12 protein-coding genes and 1 pseudogene are annotated in these 19,022 nt (G+C 73.3%); 6 read left to right on the top strand and 7 right to left on the bottom strand.

Annotation, left to right across the window (positions count from 1 at the left end; genetic code table 11):
- Window positions 1–771: 771 nt before the first annotated feature.
- Window positions 772–2,433 carry an aminopeptidase P family protein gene (locus FRADC12_RS06955; RefSeq protein WP_232303656.1) on the bottom strand — a complete coding sequence of 554 codons (1,662 nt, stop codon included), beginning with the start codon at window positions 2,431–2,433 and terminating at the stop codon, window positions 772–774.
- Between the two features lie 239 nt (window positions 2,434–2,672).
- Between FRADC12_RS06955 and FRADC12_RS06950 the strand changes: the two are divergent.
- Window positions 2,673–3,140, top strand: a pseudogene (locus tag FRADC12_RS06950) (LCP family protein); the annotation flags it as partial.
- Window positions 3,141–3,187: 47 nt separating this feature from the next.
- Here the strand turns inward: FRADC12_RS06950 and FRADC12_RS32915 are convergent.
- From FRADC12_RS32915 to ppgK, 4 genes are all read right to left on the bottom strand, one after another.
- Complete coding sequence (locus FRADC12_RS32915) at window positions 3,188–4,693, bottom strand: YihY/virulence factor BrkB family protein (protein WP_232304126.1); 1,506 nt, start codon at window positions 4,691–4,693, stop codon at window positions 3,188–3,190.
- A 292-nt stretch (window positions 4,694–4,985) separates the two neighbouring features.
- On the bottom strand, window positions 4,986–5,189 hold the full coding sequence (locus tag FRADC12_RS06940; RefSeq protein WP_013422367.1) for a DUF7455 domain-containing protein: 204 nt from the start codon (window positions 5,187–5,189) through the stop codon (window positions 4,986–4,988).
- 301 nt (window positions 5,190–5,490) lie between these two features.
- The gene (gene sepH / locus FRADC12_RS06935) at window positions 5,491–8,421 is read right to left on the bottom strand and encodes a septation protein SepH (protein ID WP_045876028.1); all 2,931 of its coding nucleotides are present in this window, start codon (window positions 8,419–8,421) and stop codon (window positions 5,491–5,493) included.
- 623 nt (window positions 8,422–9,044) lie between these two features.
- Entirely contained in the window at window positions 9,045–9,860 is an 816-nt protein-coding gene (gene ppgK, locus FRADC12_RS06930) for a polyphosphate--glucose phosphotransferase (RefSeq protein WP_045876027.1), read from the bottom strand.
- Window positions 9,861–10,089: 229 nt separating this feature from the next.
- Between ppgK and moaA the strand changes: the two genes are divergently transcribed.
- Complete coding sequence (moaA, locus tag FRADC12_RS06925) at window positions 10,090–11,076, top strand: GTP 3',8-cyclase MoaA (RefSeq protein WP_045876026.1); 987 nt, start codon at window positions 10,090–10,092, stop codon at window positions 11,074–11,076.
- A 17-nt stretch (window positions 11,077–11,093) separates the two neighbouring features.
- Window positions 11,094–11,348, top strand: coding sequence for a DUF6457 domain-containing protein (locus FRADC12_RS06920; RefSeq protein WP_045876025.1), 255 nt, complete (start codon window positions 11,094–11,096; stop codon window positions 11,346–11,348).
- A 54-nt stretch (window positions 11,349–11,402) separates the two neighbouring features.
- On the opposite strand, the gene FRADC12_RS06915 is transcribed toward FRADC12_RS06920, so the two are convergent.
- Window positions 11,403–12,644 carry a hypothetical protein gene (locus tag FRADC12_RS06915; RefSeq protein ID WP_045876024.1) on the bottom strand — a complete coding sequence of 414 codons (1,242 nt, stop codon included), beginning with the start codon at window positions 12,642–12,644 and terminating at the stop codon, window positions 11,403–11,405.
- Window positions 12,645–13,238: 594 nt separating this feature from the next.
- On the opposite strand from FRADC12_RS06915, the gene FRADC12_RS06910 reads away from it, so the two are divergent.
- Window positions 13,239–13,826, top strand: coding sequence for a hypothetical protein (locus tag FRADC12_RS06910; protein WP_502685233.1), 588 nt, complete (start codon window positions 13,239–13,241; stop codon window positions 13,824–13,826).
- 73 nt (window positions 13,827–13,899) lie between these two features.
- On the top strand, window positions 13,900–16,386 hold the full coding sequence (locus tag FRADC12_RS06905) for an AAA family ATPase (protein WP_045876022.1): 2,487 nt from the start codon (window positions 13,900–13,902) through the stop codon (window positions 16,384–16,386).
- A gap of 119 nt (window positions 16,387–16,505) precedes the next feature.
- Here the strand turns inward: FRADC12_RS06905 and FRADC12_RS06900 are convergent, their stop codons facing one another.
- Window positions 16,506–17,819 (bottom strand): MFS transporter, encoded by a 1,314-nt coding sequence (locus tag FRADC12_RS06900; protein WP_255355176.1) that lies wholly within the window; start codon window positions 17,817–17,819, stop codon window positions 16,506–16,508.
- A gap of 492 nt (window positions 17,820–18,311) precedes the next feature.
- Here FRADC12_RS06900 and FRADC12_RS28180 point away from each other — a divergent pair, with 492 nt between their 5' ends.
- On the top strand, window positions 18,312–18,998 hold the full coding sequence (locus FRADC12_RS28180) for a DUF222 domain-containing protein (protein ID WP_052710741.1): 687 nt from the start codon (window positions 18,312–18,314) through the stop codon (window positions 18,996–18,998).
- Window positions 18,999–19,022 lie beyond the last annotated feature (24 nt).

The following is a 19,022-nucleotide window of genomic DNA, read 5'->3' as shown; positions in this document are numbered from 1 at the left end:
GTCCGTTGGAACCCCCGTTGTCGAGGTTGTCTCGGCCCCGGGGGTAGGCAGATTGTTAGCCTTCGGCGGGCTTCGCTGCCGGTCATGGACTGGGCCGCGGCCCAGGGCGCCAGGTCGTGAACCGGTGCTTCGGGGCGGGTACGGGTGGCCGTTCCGGCGGTTTTCGGCCGGCTTCCCGTTGGCCCGCATTGTCTGTCCAGGGGCGTCTCCCCTGATGGCCCGTCGGCGCGTCCCGTCGGCGTGGCTCGTCGCGGGTGATCCTGGTTCCCGGAACCCCGGCTGTCGAGCACGACTCGACCCGGGGCTGCCGGATTTCCACGTTCGACCGGCTTCGTTGGCCGGTCCGGGACCAGATGGCCGCCGAACGGCTGGTTCCACAGCTATCCGCCGCCGGGGTTCGCTCGGGGTTTGGGCGATGGCGGGGCCGACGATTGTCTTGGAGTCAGCGAGGTTCTGGTCGGTGCGATCGCCCGGTGCCGGTGTAGCTGGCGGTGTTCGGTCGGTTGCGGCGGCGGCCGGTCGGTGTTGTCGTTTCCGCATTTTTCTGGTGACTTCGGAGATCCGGCCGGATTTGTCGACTGCGTGGCGTCAGCCGGGTTGCCCGGACGGTGAGTCCGGCGGTGACCTCCGTCAGCCCTAGGTGAATCGTGTCACCACTTGGTGCCGAAGAAGGCCGGCTGGCCCCGAGCGGGGGCCAGCCGGCCTTCTTCGGCTGAAACCAGCCCTTGCGTGTGCCGAGGCGCCGCTGGTTGGCCGGGCGTCGGGCGCCGATCAGACCGGGCGGTGCTGACGCATCCAGGTCTCGATATCTCCGACCGTGCGGGGGAGAGCCGACGACAGGTTGCGAGAGCCGTCCGAGGTGACAAGGATGTCGTCCTCGATGCGCACTCCGATGCCGCGCAGCTCCGGCGGAACCGTCAGATCGTCGGGCTGGAAGTAGAGGCCGGGCTCCACGGTGAGCAGCATGCCGGCGGACAGATCCGCGTTGCGGTAGGTCGTGTCCCTCGCCTGCGCACAGTCGTGAACATCCAGGCCCAGCATGTGCGAGGTGGAGTGCAGGGTGTAGCGCCGGTGTACCCCGGCGCCCGGCGCTTTCGTGTCCTCGGAAAGTGACTGCTCGACACTCGCCGGCAGCAGGCCCCAGTCGTGCAGCGCGGTCGCAATCACCCGCATGGCCGCCCGATGCGGGTCCAGGTACGCCGCGCCGGGCCGGACGGCGTCAATTCCGGCCTGCTGCGCGGCGAGCACCACCTCGTATACCTTGCGCTGCACGTCGCTGAACTCGCCGCTGATCGGCAGTGTGCGGGTCACGTCGGCGGTGTAAAGCGAACGGCTTTCCACCCCCATGTCCAGAAGCGCGAGCTCTCCGGCGCGCACCGGGCCGTCGTCGCGCCACCAGTGCAGTGTGGTCGCGTGGTGTCCGCAGGCCACGATCGAGCCGTATCCGACGTCGTTGCCGTCGACCCTGGCCCGTCGCCAGAACGTTCCCTCCAGCCAGCGTTCCCCGTTGGGGAGCCTGGCCGCGGCCGGCATCTCGACGACGCATTCGGTGAAGCCACGCACCGTCGCGGCGACCGCCTCCTCCATCCGGGCGATCTCGTAGTCGTCCTTGAGCAGCCTGAGTTCCGACAACGCCTCGGCGAGTTCACCGTCCCTGCTCGGCTGGTCGGGGCGGGCGACCCGGCGGCTGGGATAGGTAAGCACCGCGTCGTCGACCTGGGCGTCCAGCCCGCGCAGCACCCGCGTGTTACCAGGCGCGAGGCGGCCCAGCGCGGCCGGAAGCTCCGTGAGCGGACGGCATTCGATCTCGAGTGCCTGCGAGGTGTCTCGCACGCCCGGCCGGGGGCCTACCCACAACTCGCCGAGACGGTCTGTGTAGAAGGCCGACGTCGTACGGTCGGCCCGGTCGGCCACGTACAGCACCGCGTCGTGCTCGCCGGCTGGATTCGGCAGCAGCAGCAGAACCGAGTCCGGATCATGGCAGCCGGTCAGCCAGAAGAAGGCGCTGCCCGGCCGGAATGGGTAGTCGGTGTCGTTTGCCCGCACCCGCAGCCCACCGGTCGGTATCACCAGCGCGTCGGTCGGGAATCTGGTCCCGAGCAGCGCGCGTCGTTTCGCGGCGTAGGGCGCAACGTCGTCGCGTCCCCCGGAGAGGTCCACCGGAGGCGCCCACCCCGTCGCCATGAACTGGCGGAACGCGGCATGCGGTTCCTCGTCATGGCTCACCTGACCGGCCGCCCGGCCACTGGTGGGCGCTGGCTCCTCGGCGGCCGCGGAGGCTGGCGCCGCTGCCGCGGCGACTTCGGCGGGCTCGGGCGTTTCGGCGGTCACGACCGACTCGCCATCCGGCGCGGTCGGCGAAACGTCGGCTCGGTCGGTGAACGCGCCGCTCCCCGGCGGTGACGGCGAGCTTTCGGCGGGCTGAGCACTCATGCGTCAACGTTAGGCCGAACGGTTGGGGCAGCGCGGCCGGCCGCGAAAGTCGAGGCACCCGGCCTGCGCCAGGCCCGGCGCAGGCCGCGGCCGGATGTCGAAATCACTCGGCGGGAAGGACACGAGTGGCTCGCCGGGGCCGTCGCCGCGTGTTCTGAGCGGGGACGGACGACCCGGCGTGTCCGGTCGGAGCAGCTGATCCCGTCGCCGCTGGATTACCGGAACGAGACAGCGGCGGCGACCTGGGCCGGATCCGCCGCCAGCAGCAGTTCCTCGGCGCGGTGTTCCACGCCGTGACGGCGCCGTCGACGCTGGCGAACCCGGTGCGGGTCCGCGCCCTGCTCGACGCGACGACGTCCGCGCTGACGGTCGACCAGGGCACCAGCCTGACCGATCTCGAGCCGCTGGCGCTGCGGATGCGGACGCTCGCCGGTGGCGGCTCCGGGTTCGAGACCGTGCCGGCGACGCCCGCGACCCGGGCGGGCCAGTCGGTCCTGCTCGTGGACCCGGCGAAGCTCGCCGCCTTCCTCGCCCCGCTGCGACCGGCGGCCGCCTCGGCCGCCCGCCAGCCGACGGCCGGGACGGCGCGGACGACCGGCTCGACGCTCGCCGTGCGGCCTGCCTCGCTGCTGGCCGGCGGTGCGACGGCGGCGGCTACCCAGCCTGCGACCGGTCAGTCGTCCGGCGGCTCGTCCTGTACGTACTGACCCGGGGCCTCGCCGACGCCGGCAGTGGAGGTGGAGCGGGCCGCCGGTTACTCGGTCGTTGGTGACTGGGCTGCCGGTGACTGGGCCGTGGCGGGCTCGGTGGCGGGCGCAGGCGTCTCGGGGCCGTCCTGAGGCGGCTCGGGCGCCGGCGCCCCCGGGCGGCGCTGGTCCAGGGCCGCGTTGAGCTCGGCGCCGAGAAGGACCGCGAGCCCGGTGATGTAGAAGAACAGCAGCGCGGCGGCCGGCGCGGCGAGCGAGCCGTAGACCAGCTCGTTGCCGAAGACCCGCTCCAGGTACAGCCGCAGCAGGTAGCTGCCGATCAGCCAACCGACCAGCGCGAACACGGCGCCGGGCAGCGCGCGTCGCCAGGGCCGCCGCTGGGGGAGGGCCTGGTGGTAGAGCGACGTCAGCACCGTCAGCGCGACCACCGCGACCACCGGCCAGAATGCCGACTTGAGGAGCACCTCGATCGTTGGATGATGCTTGGCGCGCAGGAGATCGGCCAGCAGGCCAGGCCCAAGCACCAGTGCGGGCAGCAGGACGATGCCGGTGATGACCTGGACGATGAACAGCCGCAGGGCGACGATCCGGCTGCGGACCGCGGAGCGCAGGTCGCGCTGGCCATAGGCGATCGTGATCGTGTTGACGAAGGTCGCCATGGCGGTCGAGCCCGTCCACAGCGACAGCACGAACCCGATCGAGATCACATCGGGGCGCCCGTGCGTCAGGATCTGGTCGACCGTCGGGCGGACCACGTCGTCGACGACGTCGGCGGTCAGCAGGTCGTCCGCGCCGCGCAGCAGGCTGTTGCGGATGCTGTTGACCGCGTCGGAGCCGAGCGCGTCGCCGAGGTAGCCGATCGACCCGAGCAGGGCCAGCAACAGCGGCGGCAGCGACAGCAGCTGCCAGAAACCGGCTTCGGCCGCGAGGCCCAGCACCCGGTCCCGCCAGGCGTTCGACATCGCACGCGCGGCCACCCGGCCCGCGTCCGTCGCATGCAGCCGTGCCGCCGCGACAACCCGGCGCGCCAGCGGGACGGCTGGCGCTGCGTCGCGGCTGTGCTCGGGCCGGTCCGCGGGCTCTCTGGACGCGGGGCCGCCGGGACTGGCCGGTTCGCCGTGCGTGGCCGTCGGGACGTCGTCGTCCGCCACCCTGGCATCGTCTGTGGTCGGCCCCGCGGGGGCGGTCAGCCCCGCTGACGCCGCGCCGGCCGCCGGCGCCGTGGTGATGTCGGCCGGCGCCGAAGCAGCGCCGATGGCGGTCGTGGTCCCGTCGTCCCTTGGCAGAGCCTGGTCGTCGCCCGGACGGACCCCGTCGCCGTCCGCCCCGGGCCCGTTGGCCGCGCCGTCCGGTGTAGTGGAGCCCGGACTCGCGGGCCGGCCGTCGTCGGGACGCGACCGCCCGGTCGGCCCCCCGGACGCCTGGCCGGTGGAGCCCGCCGGACCGCCGACAGGGAGGGCGGGCGTGGCGCGGCGGTCGGGCCCTGGCGCCTCGTGGCGTCCAGCCAGCCGCACGGGCGGCGGCGCCATCGCGGGCGCGCCCTCGTTGGCCATGGTCACGGCCCCAACCGTACGGGGTCGGCGGCCGGCCGTTGTGGACCATCCGCCGACTTGCGCAGTTGGCAGTATCCCCGGCGTGCGCTCATCCCGAGGGGTGGGCGTGCGGAGGGTCGACATTGATGTTCACGAGCCGACGTTCATGAGTGTTCGGGTCGCCGGGGCTCTGTCGGCCCGCGTCGTGGGCACAACGCGACGCGGGCCTGCCGGGAGGCCGCCTCAGGACGGGCGACCATGATGGCCACCCACCTCAGGCGGCGGACCCGGCAGGCCCGCGCCAGTAGGTTCGTTAGCTGCCGACGGTGAGCTTGTCGGACTCGTCGTGGTATTCGACGGCCATCTCGCGGAGCTTGGAGTCGTGGGACTTGGCGTGGTGCCGGCAGAAGAGCAGGTCGCTGCCACCGGGCAGGACGACGCGGACGTACGCCTGAGCGCCGCACCTGTCGCACCTGTCGAGATTGGTCAGCGTCGGCTTCGTGGTAGTACCAGTCACACCCTCTCCAACTGTGTCCGGCGGCCAGACCTTCCAGGCCTGGCCGTGTGATCGGTCCCTCACACTTCGCTAGGACCGCCGGCCACGCGATGAGGTTGCATCGCATGGCGTCCGGTCATGCCGGCTGGAGTGGCGCCGTTGCGTCCAGAGCGGCTGTACCGCGTCCCGTTGGGTCTCCTCTGAACCGCCGAGACCACCATCTTCAACCCTTCCCGGTCTTGCGCCCCGCGTTTCACGGTTTCCGGGACTTCAGCCCCCTTTCGGGGGATTGGAGCGGCGTACGCCAAGGGCCCTGCCCCGCCTAGGTGCGGCGGGCACCGAAGACGATGTCATCCCATGCTGGCACCGACTTGCGCCCACGTCGACCGCCTCCGGCACGTTCACCAGTTCGGGGGGTGTTCCGTGGCCGGTTCGACGGCTGGTTCGTCGCGTCCCTGTCACCATCCGTAGCGGACGATCCGGGCGTCCCGTCCTGATTCTTCCCTGGCGACTTCTCCGGCTTGTCCTGCTTTTCGCCGGCTTTCGCGGCGGCGGCCGCCGCGGCCAGCCGGTTCCCGCCAGCGGCCGACGTCTTTTTCGTCACGTCGCCCTTCGCAGGGCCTGCCTGGTCCGTCGCCGTCGTGACCGACGTCACCTCGACTGTCGCTCCGTCGCCGATCGGTTCCTCGCCGTTCGGTTCGTCGGCCGCGGCCTCCGTCGCGACGAGCGCCCGCTCGTCCGCCTTGGAACCGCCAGGGGTAGTCGTTGCCGCCGCGGTGACGGCCTCCCTGCCCCGCGTGGGAGTGGCCTGGCCGGTTCTGGTCGCCGCCGCGGCCGGGAGCGGCTCAGCGGCCGCCGCGGCCGGAGCCGCTGTACCCGGCGCGACGGGTGCCGCGGTGGCGGCCACTGCGCCGGTCGGGACGTGCCCGGCCGCGGCCGGGGCTGAGGCAACCGGAGCTGGGGAAGACGCGTCGGTGGTCGACGGGCGGGCGGCCGCCGGGCCTTTGGCCGCCGGGCGTGCCGGGGACCTGGTCGGCCGGGCTGGTACGACGGCCGGGCCGGCGACCCGGGGCGCCGTCAGGACTGGCTCCGCGGCCGGTGCGACGTCGGGCAGCTCGTCCAGCTGGTCGGCCTCCGCGGTGGTAGTGGCGCCGGACTCGTTGCCATTGGGCGCGTCCCACGATGGCGCCTCCGGCGCAGGTGTCTCCGGCTGGCGGGTCGCCCGAGCCGGTGCCTCGGGTCGCGTCGCCTGCTGGTCACCGGCCGTGTCGGCGACGGACTCGTCCGCGGCCACGCCCTCGGCCTGCCACGGCGTGTTCGGGTCGGACGCCGGCAGGGCGGCCCGGGGCTCGGGCTGCTGGGCGACCTGAGGTACCGCGGCCGGCGGCGTCGGTCGTGCCGCGGGAGCGCGTGGCGGTTCGAGGCCGGGCGACGGCGGCACCGGGCGTGGCTGCGCGGGGCGAGCCTCGGGCCGTTGCCGCGGGGAAAGCGTTGGGATCGGCGGCAGCCCGGCGCGCTGGGTCTGCGGCTGGGCCTCGGCGGCCGGCGGCCGTGCCGGGGCGGGCGCCGGGCGGGCCGGGGTAGCTGGCGTCCCGCGCGGCGGGGCCGTGGCCGGCCGCGGCAGCGGGCGCGCTCCCGCGGGTGACGGCGGGGCGGGGTGGTCGGCCGGCTCGTCGAACAGGTCCGCGTCCAGGGTGAGATCAAGGCCGGCGTCGTCGTGCTCCGGCCACCGGCGGCCGTCCAGCGGCCGACCCGGCCGTGGTTCGAGCGCCGGCGGCCGGGTCGGCCGGTGCGCGGCGGCCGGGCGGGCCGGGCGGCCCGCGGGCGCGGCGAAGGGCGTCGGCGCGTCGGGCTCGTCGGCCGGTGGCATGACCGGCAGCCCGCCGGTGTGCTCCGGCGCAGGGAGGCGGTAGGCGGCTGGCACCGGCGTCGGGCCCGTCGGCGGGCCAGCCGGCGCGTCTCGTCCGTCTCGTCCGTCTCGTCCGCCTGGGCCGCCGACCTGCGGATCGGTGTAGGTGTCCGGATCGGCGTAGGTGTCCGGTGCGTACGACTCCGCCGCGAACGGGTCCTCGCCGAACAGCGGCCCGGCGGCCGGGTCGGCGTACGGCTCCGCGGGAAACGCCGGGAACGGACGCTGGGCGTCCGCGGCCGGGTAGCGCGTCGGGGCCGGCTGGCCCGGCGGCGGGTAGCCGTCCGCCTGGTAGCGGGCCTGGCCTGCGTGCTCAGGCCGCTGCTGGGCCGGCGGGTAGGCGGCCGGGTCCGGGTAGTGGCCGGCCTGGGCGCCGCCCAGGCCGAGGTCCTCGCCGGGGGCCGGGGACGGCTCACCCGGGTACTGGGCGCCGGGGTACTGGGCCGCCGGGAACCGAGCCGCAGGGTGCTGGGCAGCGGGGTACTGAGCCGTCGGATGCTGCGCGCCGGGGTGATGGGCGGCTGGCTGGTGGGCGGCCGCCGGGTAGTGGGGCTCCTGCGGCGCGGGCGGGAACGGAGCCGCCGGGGTGGGTGCCTCCTGGTAGCCACCTGCCGGGAACGAGGCCGGCTGGGCGTACCGCGGTCGCTGGTCGCCCGGGTAGCCGGGCGCCGGGCGCGCCGGGGCGGGCTGCCGCGTGGCCGGCTCGGTCACCAGCGTGAGGGCCGGCGGGCCGGGGCGCGGCGGCGCGGCGGTGGTCGCGGCGGGCGCCGGCGCCGCGTCAAGGGGCTCTGGCGCGACCAGCGTGCGGGCCGCGTCGTCGTGCGGCCGGACCCGGCGGACCACCGGGTCCCAGGTCCAGCGCGCACAGCGGCTCTCGGAGGTGAGCTGCACCAGCCAGATCCCGTCGACCCGGCGCCAGGCGTCCCACTGGGCGCTGTCCGGGTCGTCCTGGCCTGCCATCAGACGGGCGTCGACCACCTCGCCCAGCGGCCGGCCGGGTGCGCCGCCGGTGTCCTTGGGCAGCAGCGCGGCGCGCGCCTCCTGCACCACCCTGGCCCGCTCAGCGAGCACCGGGCCCTCGTACCGCTCGACCCGCTCCACTGGAATGCCCGCGGCGCGGGCGACATCGGCGGCGGTCTCACCGGCGCGCAGCCGGGCCTGGATCTCGCGCGGAGTCAGCGCGCTCTCGGTCCGGACCTCGCTGCGCCGGGCGCCCCGCAGCGCAGCCCGCAGCCGGTCGTCGACGGGGACCCGGAACTGCTCGGCGTCGGACCGGCTGCTCGTGTCGGCGAGCACGAGGTAGCCGCCGTCCTCGCTGAGTGCGACCGCCCGCAGCTCGCGCATGACGCCATCTCCTCCCGTCGCCTTGCCCGCGTCCCGCCCGACGGGCCGCGCTTCATCCCGGCCCGGCCGCGGCCGAAGCCTGGTCCGCGCCGCCCGGCAGACCTTGACCCGCCGGCACCGCCGCACATCGTCCCGCGTCGCCGTCGCGCTGACTCCCGAACCCGCCCGGAAGCCGGACAGATCAGCCAACGGGCACGGCCACGATCACGCAGGGTGAGGCATGACCGGCGGAACATGGGCGACGACGGGGCTGGAAACGACGGTTGGCCTGCGCCGGTACGCGTCTGGCCAGGGACCTCTGCGGACGCGGCCGGAGGGCTTGGCACCTCGCTGGGCGCCAATGGCATGGTCGCGTCTGCTTTGGCCGGCTGGCCCGTGCCGGGCACCGACACCCATAGTCTGCCGTCCTGACCGGGTCGCGGCGATGTTCACCCGGCCGGCCGGGCGTGTCGGGCGGGTGGTCTGGCCGCCGGAGGCGGCCAGACCACCCGCCTGTGAAGGGCGCTGAGCGCCCTTCGACCCTTTTTCGGGCTTGCGGTGGAGTCCGGTGGCCGGGCGTGTCTTTGTGGCTGGCATCGCGGCTGGGTGCCGCCAAAGGACCGATGACCGAGGCCGGAGCGGCCTCAGGGGCGGCGTCCGCCAGGCGGACGGGTCGCCGGCGGGCGGCGGCGGACGGTGCGGGACGGGATCTTCGGCCGGTTCTGGTCGATGCCGGCGGCCAGCGCGGCACCGACGATCCCCGCGTCGTTGCGCAGCTGCGCCGGGACGACCTTGGTCCGCACCGTCAGCAGGTCGAGGAACTTGTCGGCCCGCTTGCTCACCCCGCCGCCGATGATGATCAGGTCGGGCCACAGCAGCGCCTCGACGGTGTTGAGGTACTTGCTGACCCGCTTGGCCCAGTGCTCCCAGCTCAGGTCCTCGCGCTCGCGGGCCGCGTCGGAGGCCTTGGTCTCGGCGTCGTGGCCGCCGACCTCCAGATGCCCCAGCTCGGTGTTCGGGATGAGCTGCCCGTGCAGGAACAGCGCGGTGCCGATGCCGGTGCCGAACGTGGTCATCACCACGAGCCCGGGCACGTCCCGCCCGGCGCCGAAGGCCATCTCGGCCACGCCGGCGGCGTCCGCGTCGTTGATGATGACGACCTCCCGCCCGCCGAGCGGCTCGGCCAGTGTCGCGGCGACGTCGGTGCCGACCCAGCCCTTCGCCACGTTGGCCGCGGTCTGCGCGACGCCGCCCTGGATCACGGCAGGGAAGGTCACCCCGATCGGGCCCTGCCAGCCGAACTCGCCGACGACCTCGGCGACCACGGCCGCGACGGCGGCCGGCTCGGCCGGGCTCGGGGTGGCCAGCCGGACCCTGGGCGCGGCCAACGTGCCGTCGTCAATCTCCACCGGTGCGCCCTTGATGCCGGACCCGCCGATGTCGACCCCGAAGACGCGCATCCCACTCCCTCCAACGCCGTCTGCCCGCCGGTGACGTCGTCGACCAACCACCCGGGGATGTCCCGGGCGCCGCCGTAGTGTCCCAGGCCCGTCAACGAAATCGCGACCGACCGGCGATATCCCACTTCGCTCCGTCACACGCGGCCCACCGAAGCCGGCCTGGCGCCCTCGTACCGGCCCGCGACCGTGTCCGGCCCACGCGGCCAGCCGTACCCATACCCTGTCAGGTGTGCAGCTCATCGACACCTTCGGGCGGGTGGCCACGGACCTGCGGGTATCCCTGACCGACCGGTGCACGCTGCGCTGCTCCTACTGCATGCCGGCGGACGGGGTGCCGTGGCTGCCGGGCTCCGACATCCTCACCGACGACGAGGTGGTCCGGCTCGTCCGGATCGCCGTCGAGCGGTTCGGCGTCACCGAGGTCCGGCTCACCGGCGGTGAGCCGACGCTGCGCCCGCGCCTGGTCGAGCTGGTCGGTCGGCTGGCCGCGCTGCGGCCCCGGCCGGAGCTCTCGCTCACCACCAACGGCCTGTCCCTGGCCCGGTCGGCCGGCGCGCTGCGCACGGCCGGTCTCGACCGGGTGAATGTGTCGCTCGACTCGACGGATCCCGCGCGCTTCCGTGAGATCACCCGCCGCGGCCGCTGGCACGACGTCGTCGCCGGCCTCGCGGCCGCGGCGGCGGCCGGGCTGCGGCCGGTGAAGGTCAACGCGGTGCTGACCCGCGGCGTCAACGAGGACGAGGCGCCTACGCTGCTGCGCTGGTGCCTGGACCGTGGCTACGAGCCCCGCTTCATCGAGCAGATGCCGCTGGACGCGCAGCATGGCTGGAACCGCGCGTCGATGGTCACCGCCGCGGAGATCCTCGCCGCGCTGCGCGCCGAGTTCACGCTCACCCCGGTGGGCGGCCGCGGCTCCGCGCCGGCCGAGCTGTTCCACGTCGACGGCGGCCCCGCGACGGTGGGCGTGATCGGGTCGGTGACGGCGCCGTTCTGCGCCGCCTGCGACCGGGTCCGGCTGACCGCCGACGGGCATGTGCGCAACTGCCTGTTCGCCCGCGAGGAGGGCGACCTGCGCGGGCCGCTGCGCTCCGGCGAGACTGACGACGACATCGCGGAGCGCTGGCGGCAGGCCGTCTGGATCAAGCGCCCTGGCCACGGCATCGGCGAGCCGTCGTTCCGGCAGCCGGACCGGCCGATGTCCGCGATCGGCGGCTAGCGAGGGCGAGGGAACCGGTGGGCGCGCTGGAGGACTGGGTGGGCCGCGTGGGTGACGTGCTGGGGCTGGACCCGGCCGCCGTTGACGTCGCGCAGCTGCTCGACCTGACCCGGGAGGTGGCGCACGGGGTGGCCCGGCCCGCCGCGCCGCTGACGGCGTTCCTCGTCGGCCTGGCCGCCGGGCGGGCCGGTGGCGGCCCGGCGGCGGTGGCCGACGCCGTCGCCACGGTCCGCGCCGCGCTTGCCGAAGAGGTTCCCGACGTGGATCGCTGACGGGTCTCCCGGATCCGCGGACGTGGCCGCCGCTGGGCGTCGGACCAGCTGGTCCTACGGCATCCGGAAGCTTCCGGTGTCGTCCAGGTAGCCACGCATGTCGAGGGCCATGGTGTGCATCATGTCCTCGTTCGGCTCGGGCTCGGGCTCGCTGTCGTAGTCCCAGTCCGGCCGCCGCCAGCCACGCCACCGCCTGGTCTCGGCGCCCGAGTCGTCGAGGTCCTCGCCCTGGTCGTCACCGTCGTGGTCCTCGTACTCGTCGTAGCCGTCGGCGCCGTCGTACTCGGCCCGCCGCGGGGCGGGGTAGCCAGGCTGCTGGTCGTGGTGCTCGTCGGCTGGCCCGCGTTGGTAGGCCGCGGGCCCCTGGCCGGCGGTGTAAGGATCGCCGCCGTACCCCGCCTCGCCGTACCGCGCGTCCTCGTACCGGGCGGCACCGGGCCCGGTGCCGCCCGTCGGCGCACCGCCGGGGCCTGTGCCGGTGTAGCGGCCGTCGGCCGGGTCCCGCGCGGCCGGCTGGGCGGAGCCCGGCGCCGACGGGTGCCGGCCGTCCGGGGCCGGGCCGCCCTGGTCATGGCCGGGCCGGACGTAACCGGAGCGCTCGTCGGGGGAGTGATACGGCGCGTCCGCATAGCCGGGCCGCTGCTGGCCTGCCGGGCGGGCGCCGTCGCGGGGGAGCGCGCGGCCCTGGTCGTCGCCAGGGCGGCGAGCGGCGGCGCGGCGTGGGTGGTCGTAGTCGGGCTCGAAACCCGGTGAGGGAGTGGTGGCCCGCCGGGGCCTGGGTTCCTGCTCGTCGTGGCGGTCGCGGGCGTCGTCCCGGCCGTAGCGCACGTCGGCCGGGTTTCGCCCGGCCGGTGTTGCCGGGCGGCGGGTCGCCGTGGTGGGAAGCTCGGCTTCCTGGTCGTAAGGCGCCCGGTCGTCGTAACGGCTGGCGTTGACTGGCCGGCGCGCGGGAGCTGTCCGTGACGACGGGACCCCGCGGGACGAGGCCGTGGCGGTGGACCGGGCCTGTCCGTCCCGGCCTGGGCGGCGGGCGGGGGCCGCGGCCTTGGCCGCGGGCACCGGCACGGCCCGTCGGACGATCAGGGCGAGCACCGCGATGAGCGGCACCGCGACCAGCGCCGACAGGGGCCGCCAGAGGGTGAGCCCGACGAGGGCGAACACGACGGCCACGGCGACGATGCCGAAGAGGTGCCGGGGGCCGCCGTCGCGAGCGGAACGCCCAGGTGTGCCCGGCAGGTCGCCGCCGGGAACGGCCCGGTACGCGTTGTCGTGCCCGGCTGCCCGCGTACGCGCCATGCCGACCAGTGTGCCTGACCCGTCCCGCGTGGGGATGGAAGTGGCCGAGACCTGCGGGTGTGACCGTCATGTCCGCGTGGCGTCGGCAGGGTGGCGCGTCGCTGGGTCCCGGGCGGGATCGATGTGATCTGCTCGGGATCGGGGATCCGATGGTGGCGTTCGACGGCGAGCCCACGGTCTGGCAGGGCGCGCCGGGCCGGACGTGTCTCACCGTGGCTCCCGGAGACGTCCAGTGGCGGCGTCCAGTGGCGGCACGGTACGTGGCGTCGCAGGGTGGTGCCGGGAGGCGGTGAAGGTGCGTGCTCGGACGACGCGCGCGGGTGGACGGAATCACAAGTGGTCGGCAGGACGCGGCACGGCGGCCGATAGCTTTAATGTTGTGTGAAGACGTAGTTTGACCATGGCTCGGTGCCGCACCATGGATTCGGCCTCATATTGGGGAGGTTTGCCGTGGTCGCGCGAGCAGCCGATCGGCGTCGCTGGTCGGGGTCCGTCCTCAGGGCCGCCGTAGCGGGCGCCGTCGTGAGCGTCCTTGTGCTTACTTCCGCGTGCAGTTCCGCGAGTAACAAATACGTTACAAATAAGGCTGCTGGCGTGTACGTGAAGGTGCCCGACGGCTGGAGCCACGTCCGGATCCAGGACCCGCAGCTGCTGGGCATCGACGCTCGCCAGATGAGCCCGGACATGTACGTCGCGCTCAGCCAGCGCGAGTGGATGACCAAGCTCGACGCCTCGGGAAGCACCCAGCCGACCACCGCGCTGGCCCCCGACTCCCAGCAGCCGAACGGGTTCCTGCAGGTGCGCCAGCTCCTGCCGGAAGAGGCCAAGACGATTTCCACCGACAGCCTGCGCAACCTGCTCGTGTCGATCGACGACGCGGAGGCCGCGCAGGAGGCGGCCATCAAGCAGGACCCGGTCGGCGCCCGGCTGCACCCGGCCTTCCTGCTCCTGGCCGACGAGACCGTCAAGAAGGCCGATGGTGTGCACGGGGTGCACCTCATCTACCAGCTCTCGACGTCAGCGGGCCTCGCGGAGATCGACCAGACCAGCCTGCTGGACCAGAACCAGACCGTGCTCTACCAGCTGGTGATCACCTGCACCGCGCTGTGTTACGCGCAGAACAGCCCTGCGGTGGACCAGGTCCTGCGCTCCTTCACGATCAAGCCGACGTCGACGAGCTGACGGCGCGAGCCCAGGCGACCGCGCGCAGCCGCGACAACCCACCGACGAGACCGACGGACTGAGGGCGATAGTCATGAACCACACCGACCCGCCGACGCCGGACGTCCTCGCCACCGCCGGGCCGAACGGCACGTTCCCGGCGCCGGAGGGCGACCCAGGCGCGGCGCCGGCGACGCCCGGCCCGAGGCGCAAGAAGCTCTCCCTCTGGGACCGGGGGAAGTTCCTCCTGCTGCTGCTCGGTCTGTTCGCGTTCGTGGTCGCGGCGCAGGTCTCCGGCAACCCGTTGATGTCCTGGGGGGACGCGCTCAGCATCGAGGCCCGGTCGAGCTGGTGGCTGCTCGCCCTGATCGGCGTCGAGGTCGTCCGCCAGGTGCACATGTACCTCGGCGAACGCTCCTCGCCGTACTACGTGTTCTGGACCGACCGGGTGTTCGGCCGCGCCGAGACCCGGATGCACCGGTACAACGACTGGAACCGCTACCGACTCAGCCGCGCGGCCAAATGGATCGTGACGCTGGTCGTGGCGCTGTTCGTCTACGCCCGTCTCGAGCACGTCTCGCTGTTCGACGCGGTCGTCAAGGTGCCGAACGCGATCTGGAGCGCCATCCCGCTGCTGTTCCAGATCGTGCTGCTGCTGCTGATCGTCGTCGGGCAGTTCGCCGCGATCTTCTGGTTCATGTCCAAGGGCGGCGTCGAGGTCTACTACCCCGATGACGTCAAGACCCGGTTCGCCGACGTCTGGGGCCAGGACCACGTCGTATCCCGGGTCAAGGAGAACGTCTTCTACCTGGAGCACCCTGAGGAGATCGAGAGCAGGGGCGGCTACGTTCCCGGCGGCATTCTGCTGTGGGGCCCGCCCGGCACCGGCAAGACGCTGCTCGCCGAGGCGGTCGCGGGCGAGACCGGCAAGCCGTACGTCTTCATCGACCCAGGCGCCTTCCAGGCGATGTTCATGGGCGTCGGCATCCTGAAGGTGAAGTCGCTCTTCCGTAAGCTGCGCAAGCTCTCGCTGCGCTACGGCGGCGTCATCGCCTTCTTCGACGAGGCGGACAGCCTCGGCAACCGCGGCCAGCTGGCCTCGGGCTTCAACCGGCCCGGCGGGCGGGCGGCCCACGCGGCGACCCGCCTCGGGGCGCATGGCTGGCGGGCGCCGTCGTACGCCGACGGGCTGGAGGACTTCTCGGGATGCAACGGTGTGCACTACCTGAGCAGCCGGGCGCAGGCCGAGCTGTACGAGCACCGTGCCTCGGCAGCCGGCCGTCCCGGATTCGGTGCCGACGGGTCGGTGCAGGCCGGCGGTTCCGTGCACCGGGCCGTCATGCCGATGGGCGGGATGATGGGCGGCGACATGGGCACGCTGCAGTCGCTGCTTGCCGAGATGTCCGGCCTGAAGAAGCCGCGCGGCTTCCTCAACCGGGTGGTGCGTCGTGCGCTGGGGATGAAGCCGAAGCCGCCGCCGAAGTACCGGATCCTGATCATGATGGCCACCAACATGCCGAACTCGCTGGACGAGGCACTGTTGCGGCCGGGAAGAATCGACCGTCAGTACGAGGTCGGGTACCCCAGCAAGGAAGGCCGGGTGAAGACCTACAACGGCTACCTTGCCAAGGTCAAGCACGAGCTGACCGAGGAGCAGATCGACCGGTTGGCCATCATGAGCCCGCAGGCGACCGGTGCGACGATCAAGGATACGGTCAACGAGGCGCTCACCCAGGCCATCAAGGACGGCCGCGAGATCATCACCTGGTCCGACGTGCTGCGCGCGCGGGTCATCAAGGAGCACGGCCTACCCGACGACCACGAGCACATCGAGCGGGAGCGGCACAGTGTCGCCCTGCACGAGGCCTGCCACGCGGTCGTCGCCTACCGGCTGCGCCGCAACATGGCGATCGACATCGCGACCATCGAGCGTCGCGGCGGTACCGGCGGTTTCGTCGCCTCGGTCCAGCTCGAGGACTCCATGTTCTCGTGGAAGTCCGAGGTCGAGGTCGGGGTGATGGTCTCGCTGGCCTCGCTGGTCGGGGAGCGGATGTTCTTCGACGGTGACAACACGATGGGCGTCGGTGGCGACCTGGGCTCCGCGACCATGCTGGTCGCGCAGAGCATCACGCGGTGGGGCATGGGCGACACCATCGCCAACTGGACGATGATGGTCTCGGAGGGAATGGGCGTCGGCTCCGTCGACGCCGACCGGCCGTTTGGCAAGCAGGTCGAGGCGAAGCTCCAGGAGCTCTACCGGCGAACGGAAGAGGTCCTGGCGGCCAACCGCCGCGAGGTGCTCGCGCTGACGCACGCACTGGAGACCCACAAGACCATCACCGGCGAGGACGTCGAGTCGATCATGGAGGGGACCGTCGGCCCGACCGTCGACGGCCGCCGCTACCACGAGCCGGAGTTCGTCGACATCGCTGAGGAGTACCACACCAGCGCGTTGCAGGCGCACCGCGGCGGCTCGGACGACCTGCGCGACCTTCCCGAGCTGGACCGGGTCGCCGCCAAGGCCCCGGCCCAGTCGCCTCAGCCGACGTCGTCCACCCAGGCGGCCGCCGAGCCCGAGTAGCCCGGCGGCAGGCAGCCCGCGACCCGCGCGGCCCCCGGTCATCAGCTGGACGGGGGCCGCGTGGGCCGACATCTGTCATCCGCCGATCCTGAGATCGAGCTGCTTCTGCCCGGGTGGGCTCAGCTCGAGACAGGCGTCGGCCGGCCCGCGGCGGTGACCGGGTGGGCGGCGGCCTGGCGCCGCGAGGCCAGGCCGATCAGCGCGGCGACGAGCGCGGCCACACCGGCCAGCACCAGGCCCGCGCGCGCCCCCAGGGCCTGGGCGACGGCGCCGGCGACCGGGCCGCCGACGGGGGTGGTGCCGAGGAAGGCGACCGACCACAGCGCCATCACCCGGCCACGCATCCTGGGATCCGACGACAGCTGGACGGTCGCGTTGCCGGTCGAGATGAAGGCGACGCTGGCCGCGCCGGTCAGGACCAGCGCCGCGACGAGCAGCGGCAACGACGGAGCCGCCGCCGCGGCGAGGATCAGCACGCCGAACACGGCGGCGATGACGACGAGGCTGCGTACGCCGGTCAGGCGGCGTCGCGCCACCAGCAGGCCACCGATGACAGCGCCCGCGCCCATCGCGCCGGTCAGCAGGCTGTAGGTGGCCGCGGTGCCGTGGAACGCCTGCCGGGCGATCAGTGGCAGGGTGACCTGGAACTCGTAGGCCAGCGTGCCGATGATCACCATCATCGTCAGCGGGATCCGGATGCTCGGAGTACGAACCGCGTAGCGCAGGCCGTCCCGGATCTGGCCCGGGGCCTTCGTCAGCCGGGGCTTGGGCCGCAGCTCCGCGCGGTCGAGGCGGATCAGCGCGACGATCACCGCGGCGAACGACAACGCGTTGAGCAGGAAGCACGTTCCGGTGCCGATCAGCGTGATGAGCAGGCCCGCGATAGCCGGGCCGACCACCCGCGCCGCGTTCATCGTGACCGAGTTCAGGGTGACCGCGTTCGGCAGCGTCTCCGGGCCGACCATCTCCTGGACGAAGCTCTGCCGAGCCGGGTTGTCGGCGGCCTGGGTCAGGCCGAGCAAGGCGGCGAACGCGACGACCATCCACAGCGTCACGACGTGGGTGATCACCAGGACGCCGAGCACCGCGGCCAGCGTGGCCTGCAGCGACGCAGTCGTGATCAGCAGCGCACGGGTGTTGGCCCGGTCGGCCACGAGCCCGCCGTAGGCACCGAGCACCAGGATCGGCAGGAACTGCGCGGCGGTGACGATGCCGAGGATCGTGCCGGAGGCGCCGAGGGACAGGACCAGCCAGCCGAGCGCGATGGTCTGCATCCAGGTGCCGCACATCGAGATGATCTGGCCGGTCATGAACCGCCGGTAGTTCGGCACCCGCAGCGCCGCGAACGTCCCGCCGGAGCGGCCGCTGGTCCGCGCCGATCCGGCCGGGGTGACGCTCGGGCTCGTGACCGGCCTCGCCGCCGCAGCCGCCACAGTAGGCCTCGCTGTCGCCAGGGTGCGCGGCTGGTCGGCCGTCGGGGGAGGGTCGCCAACCGCCGTCGGTGATCGCCTGGCGGGTGCGCCGACGGTTCGCGCCGCCGCCCCTTCCGTGGTCGCCGCCGCCTCGCGATCCGCCTCGAACTCCGTTCCCAGCTCCCGCAACACCCGTCACGCACCTCCGAGCAGTGCAACCTCACCGTCAAGGTCGTTATTTCACATTAGGTAACTATCTCGCCCGCAGCCGGTCATCCGCGACCTCGCGTCGGGTGGGTCCGCGGCGGATTGTCGCCCGGCGCCTTGATGGTGAGCCGTACGCTCGTCCAGCAAGCCAACTGATGGACAACTGGCCGCTGGCGAACAGCCGTCCGATCCCCTAAAATACGAACATACGTTCGAACTCCAGACGGCCTCCCCGATCGTGGCGCTGGGCATCCGCTGGCCACGGCGCGGGCGTGCCGTGGTGGGCTGGCGCAGAGGGGTGGCAAGGTGACCGACGTCCCCGACGACCGCGCAGGCGTGCCCGAGCCAGGGATACCGAGGGAGTCCGGCGACGCCTCCAGTCGGCCCGACCGGCCCGAGGCCGGGATGCCGGACGGCGATCAGGCCCGACCGGCTACAGAGGCTTCGTCCGAGGGCCGGCCGCCGGGGCTCGACGGCGCCGAACTGGCCGAGTCGGCGCTGGCGGCCGGCTGCGGTGACGACCCGACCTATCCGGGTTGGGCGCCGCCGAACCCGCGGCTGCCGACCGAACCGGAGCGGCTTTCCGACATAGACCTGGCGACCGCGGTGATCGAGGGTCGAACGACGGTCGACGCCACGACCGCCCGTTGGATCCTGCTGCTCGGCGAGTTCGACCGCCGCTCGCTCTGGCTCGCCGACGGGGCCGTCTCGCCGACCGCCTGGCTGCGGCGGGAGTGCCGGATCAACGCACCCACCTCGACGAACCTGATCACTGTCGCCCGCGCCCTGCGCGACCTGCCGGCAACCCGCGCGGCCTTCACGACCGGCACGATCAGCTTCGACCACGTCCGCGCGATCGCCCCGGCCCTCGGCGACGGCCGCCTGGACCTCGCCCGCCGCGCCGACCCGATCTTCGCCCGCGCCGCAGCCTGGATGACCCCCCGCCAGGTAGCCCGCGTGGTAAGCACCTGGGCCGACATAGCCGACGCCTAGGCAGCCGGCCGGAACCGGCGCTTG

Source organism: Pseudofrankia sp. DC12 (assembly GCF_000966285.1).
Taxonomy (GTDB): domain Bacteria; phylum Actinomycetota; class Actinomycetes; order Frankiales; family Frankiaceae; genus Pseudofrankia.
The sequence above is the reverse complement of the archived record's forward strand: the minus strand, read 5'-3'. Positions and strand labels throughout refer to the sequence as shown.

Bases quoted from the DNA above. Each gene is read 5' to 3' on its own strand.
- FRADC12_RS06955 (WP_232303656.1), bottom strand. From the start codon at position 2,433: ATGAGTGCTCAGCCCGCCGAAAGCTCGCCGTCACCGCCGGGGAGCGGC.
- FRADC12_RS32915 (WP_232304126.1), bottom strand. From the start codon at position 4,693: ATGGCCAACGAGGGCGCGCCCGCGATGGCGCCGCCGCCCGTGCGGCTG.
- sepH (WP_045876028.1), bottom strand. From the start codon at position 8,421: ATGCGCGAGCTGCGGGCGGTCGCACTCAGCGAGGACGGCGGCTACCTC.
- ppgK (WP_045876027.1), bottom strand. From the start codon at position 9,860: ATGCGCGTCTTCGGGGTCGACATCGGCGGGTCCGGCATCAAGGGCGCA.
- FRADC12_RS06915 (WP_045876024.1), bottom strand. From the start codon at position 12,644: ATGGCGCGTACGCGGGCAGCCGGGCACGACAACGCGTACCGGGCCGTT.
- FRADC12_RS06905 (WP_045876022.1), top strand. From the start codon at position 13,900: ATGAACCACACCGACCCGCCGACGCCGGACGTCCTCGCCACCGCCGGG.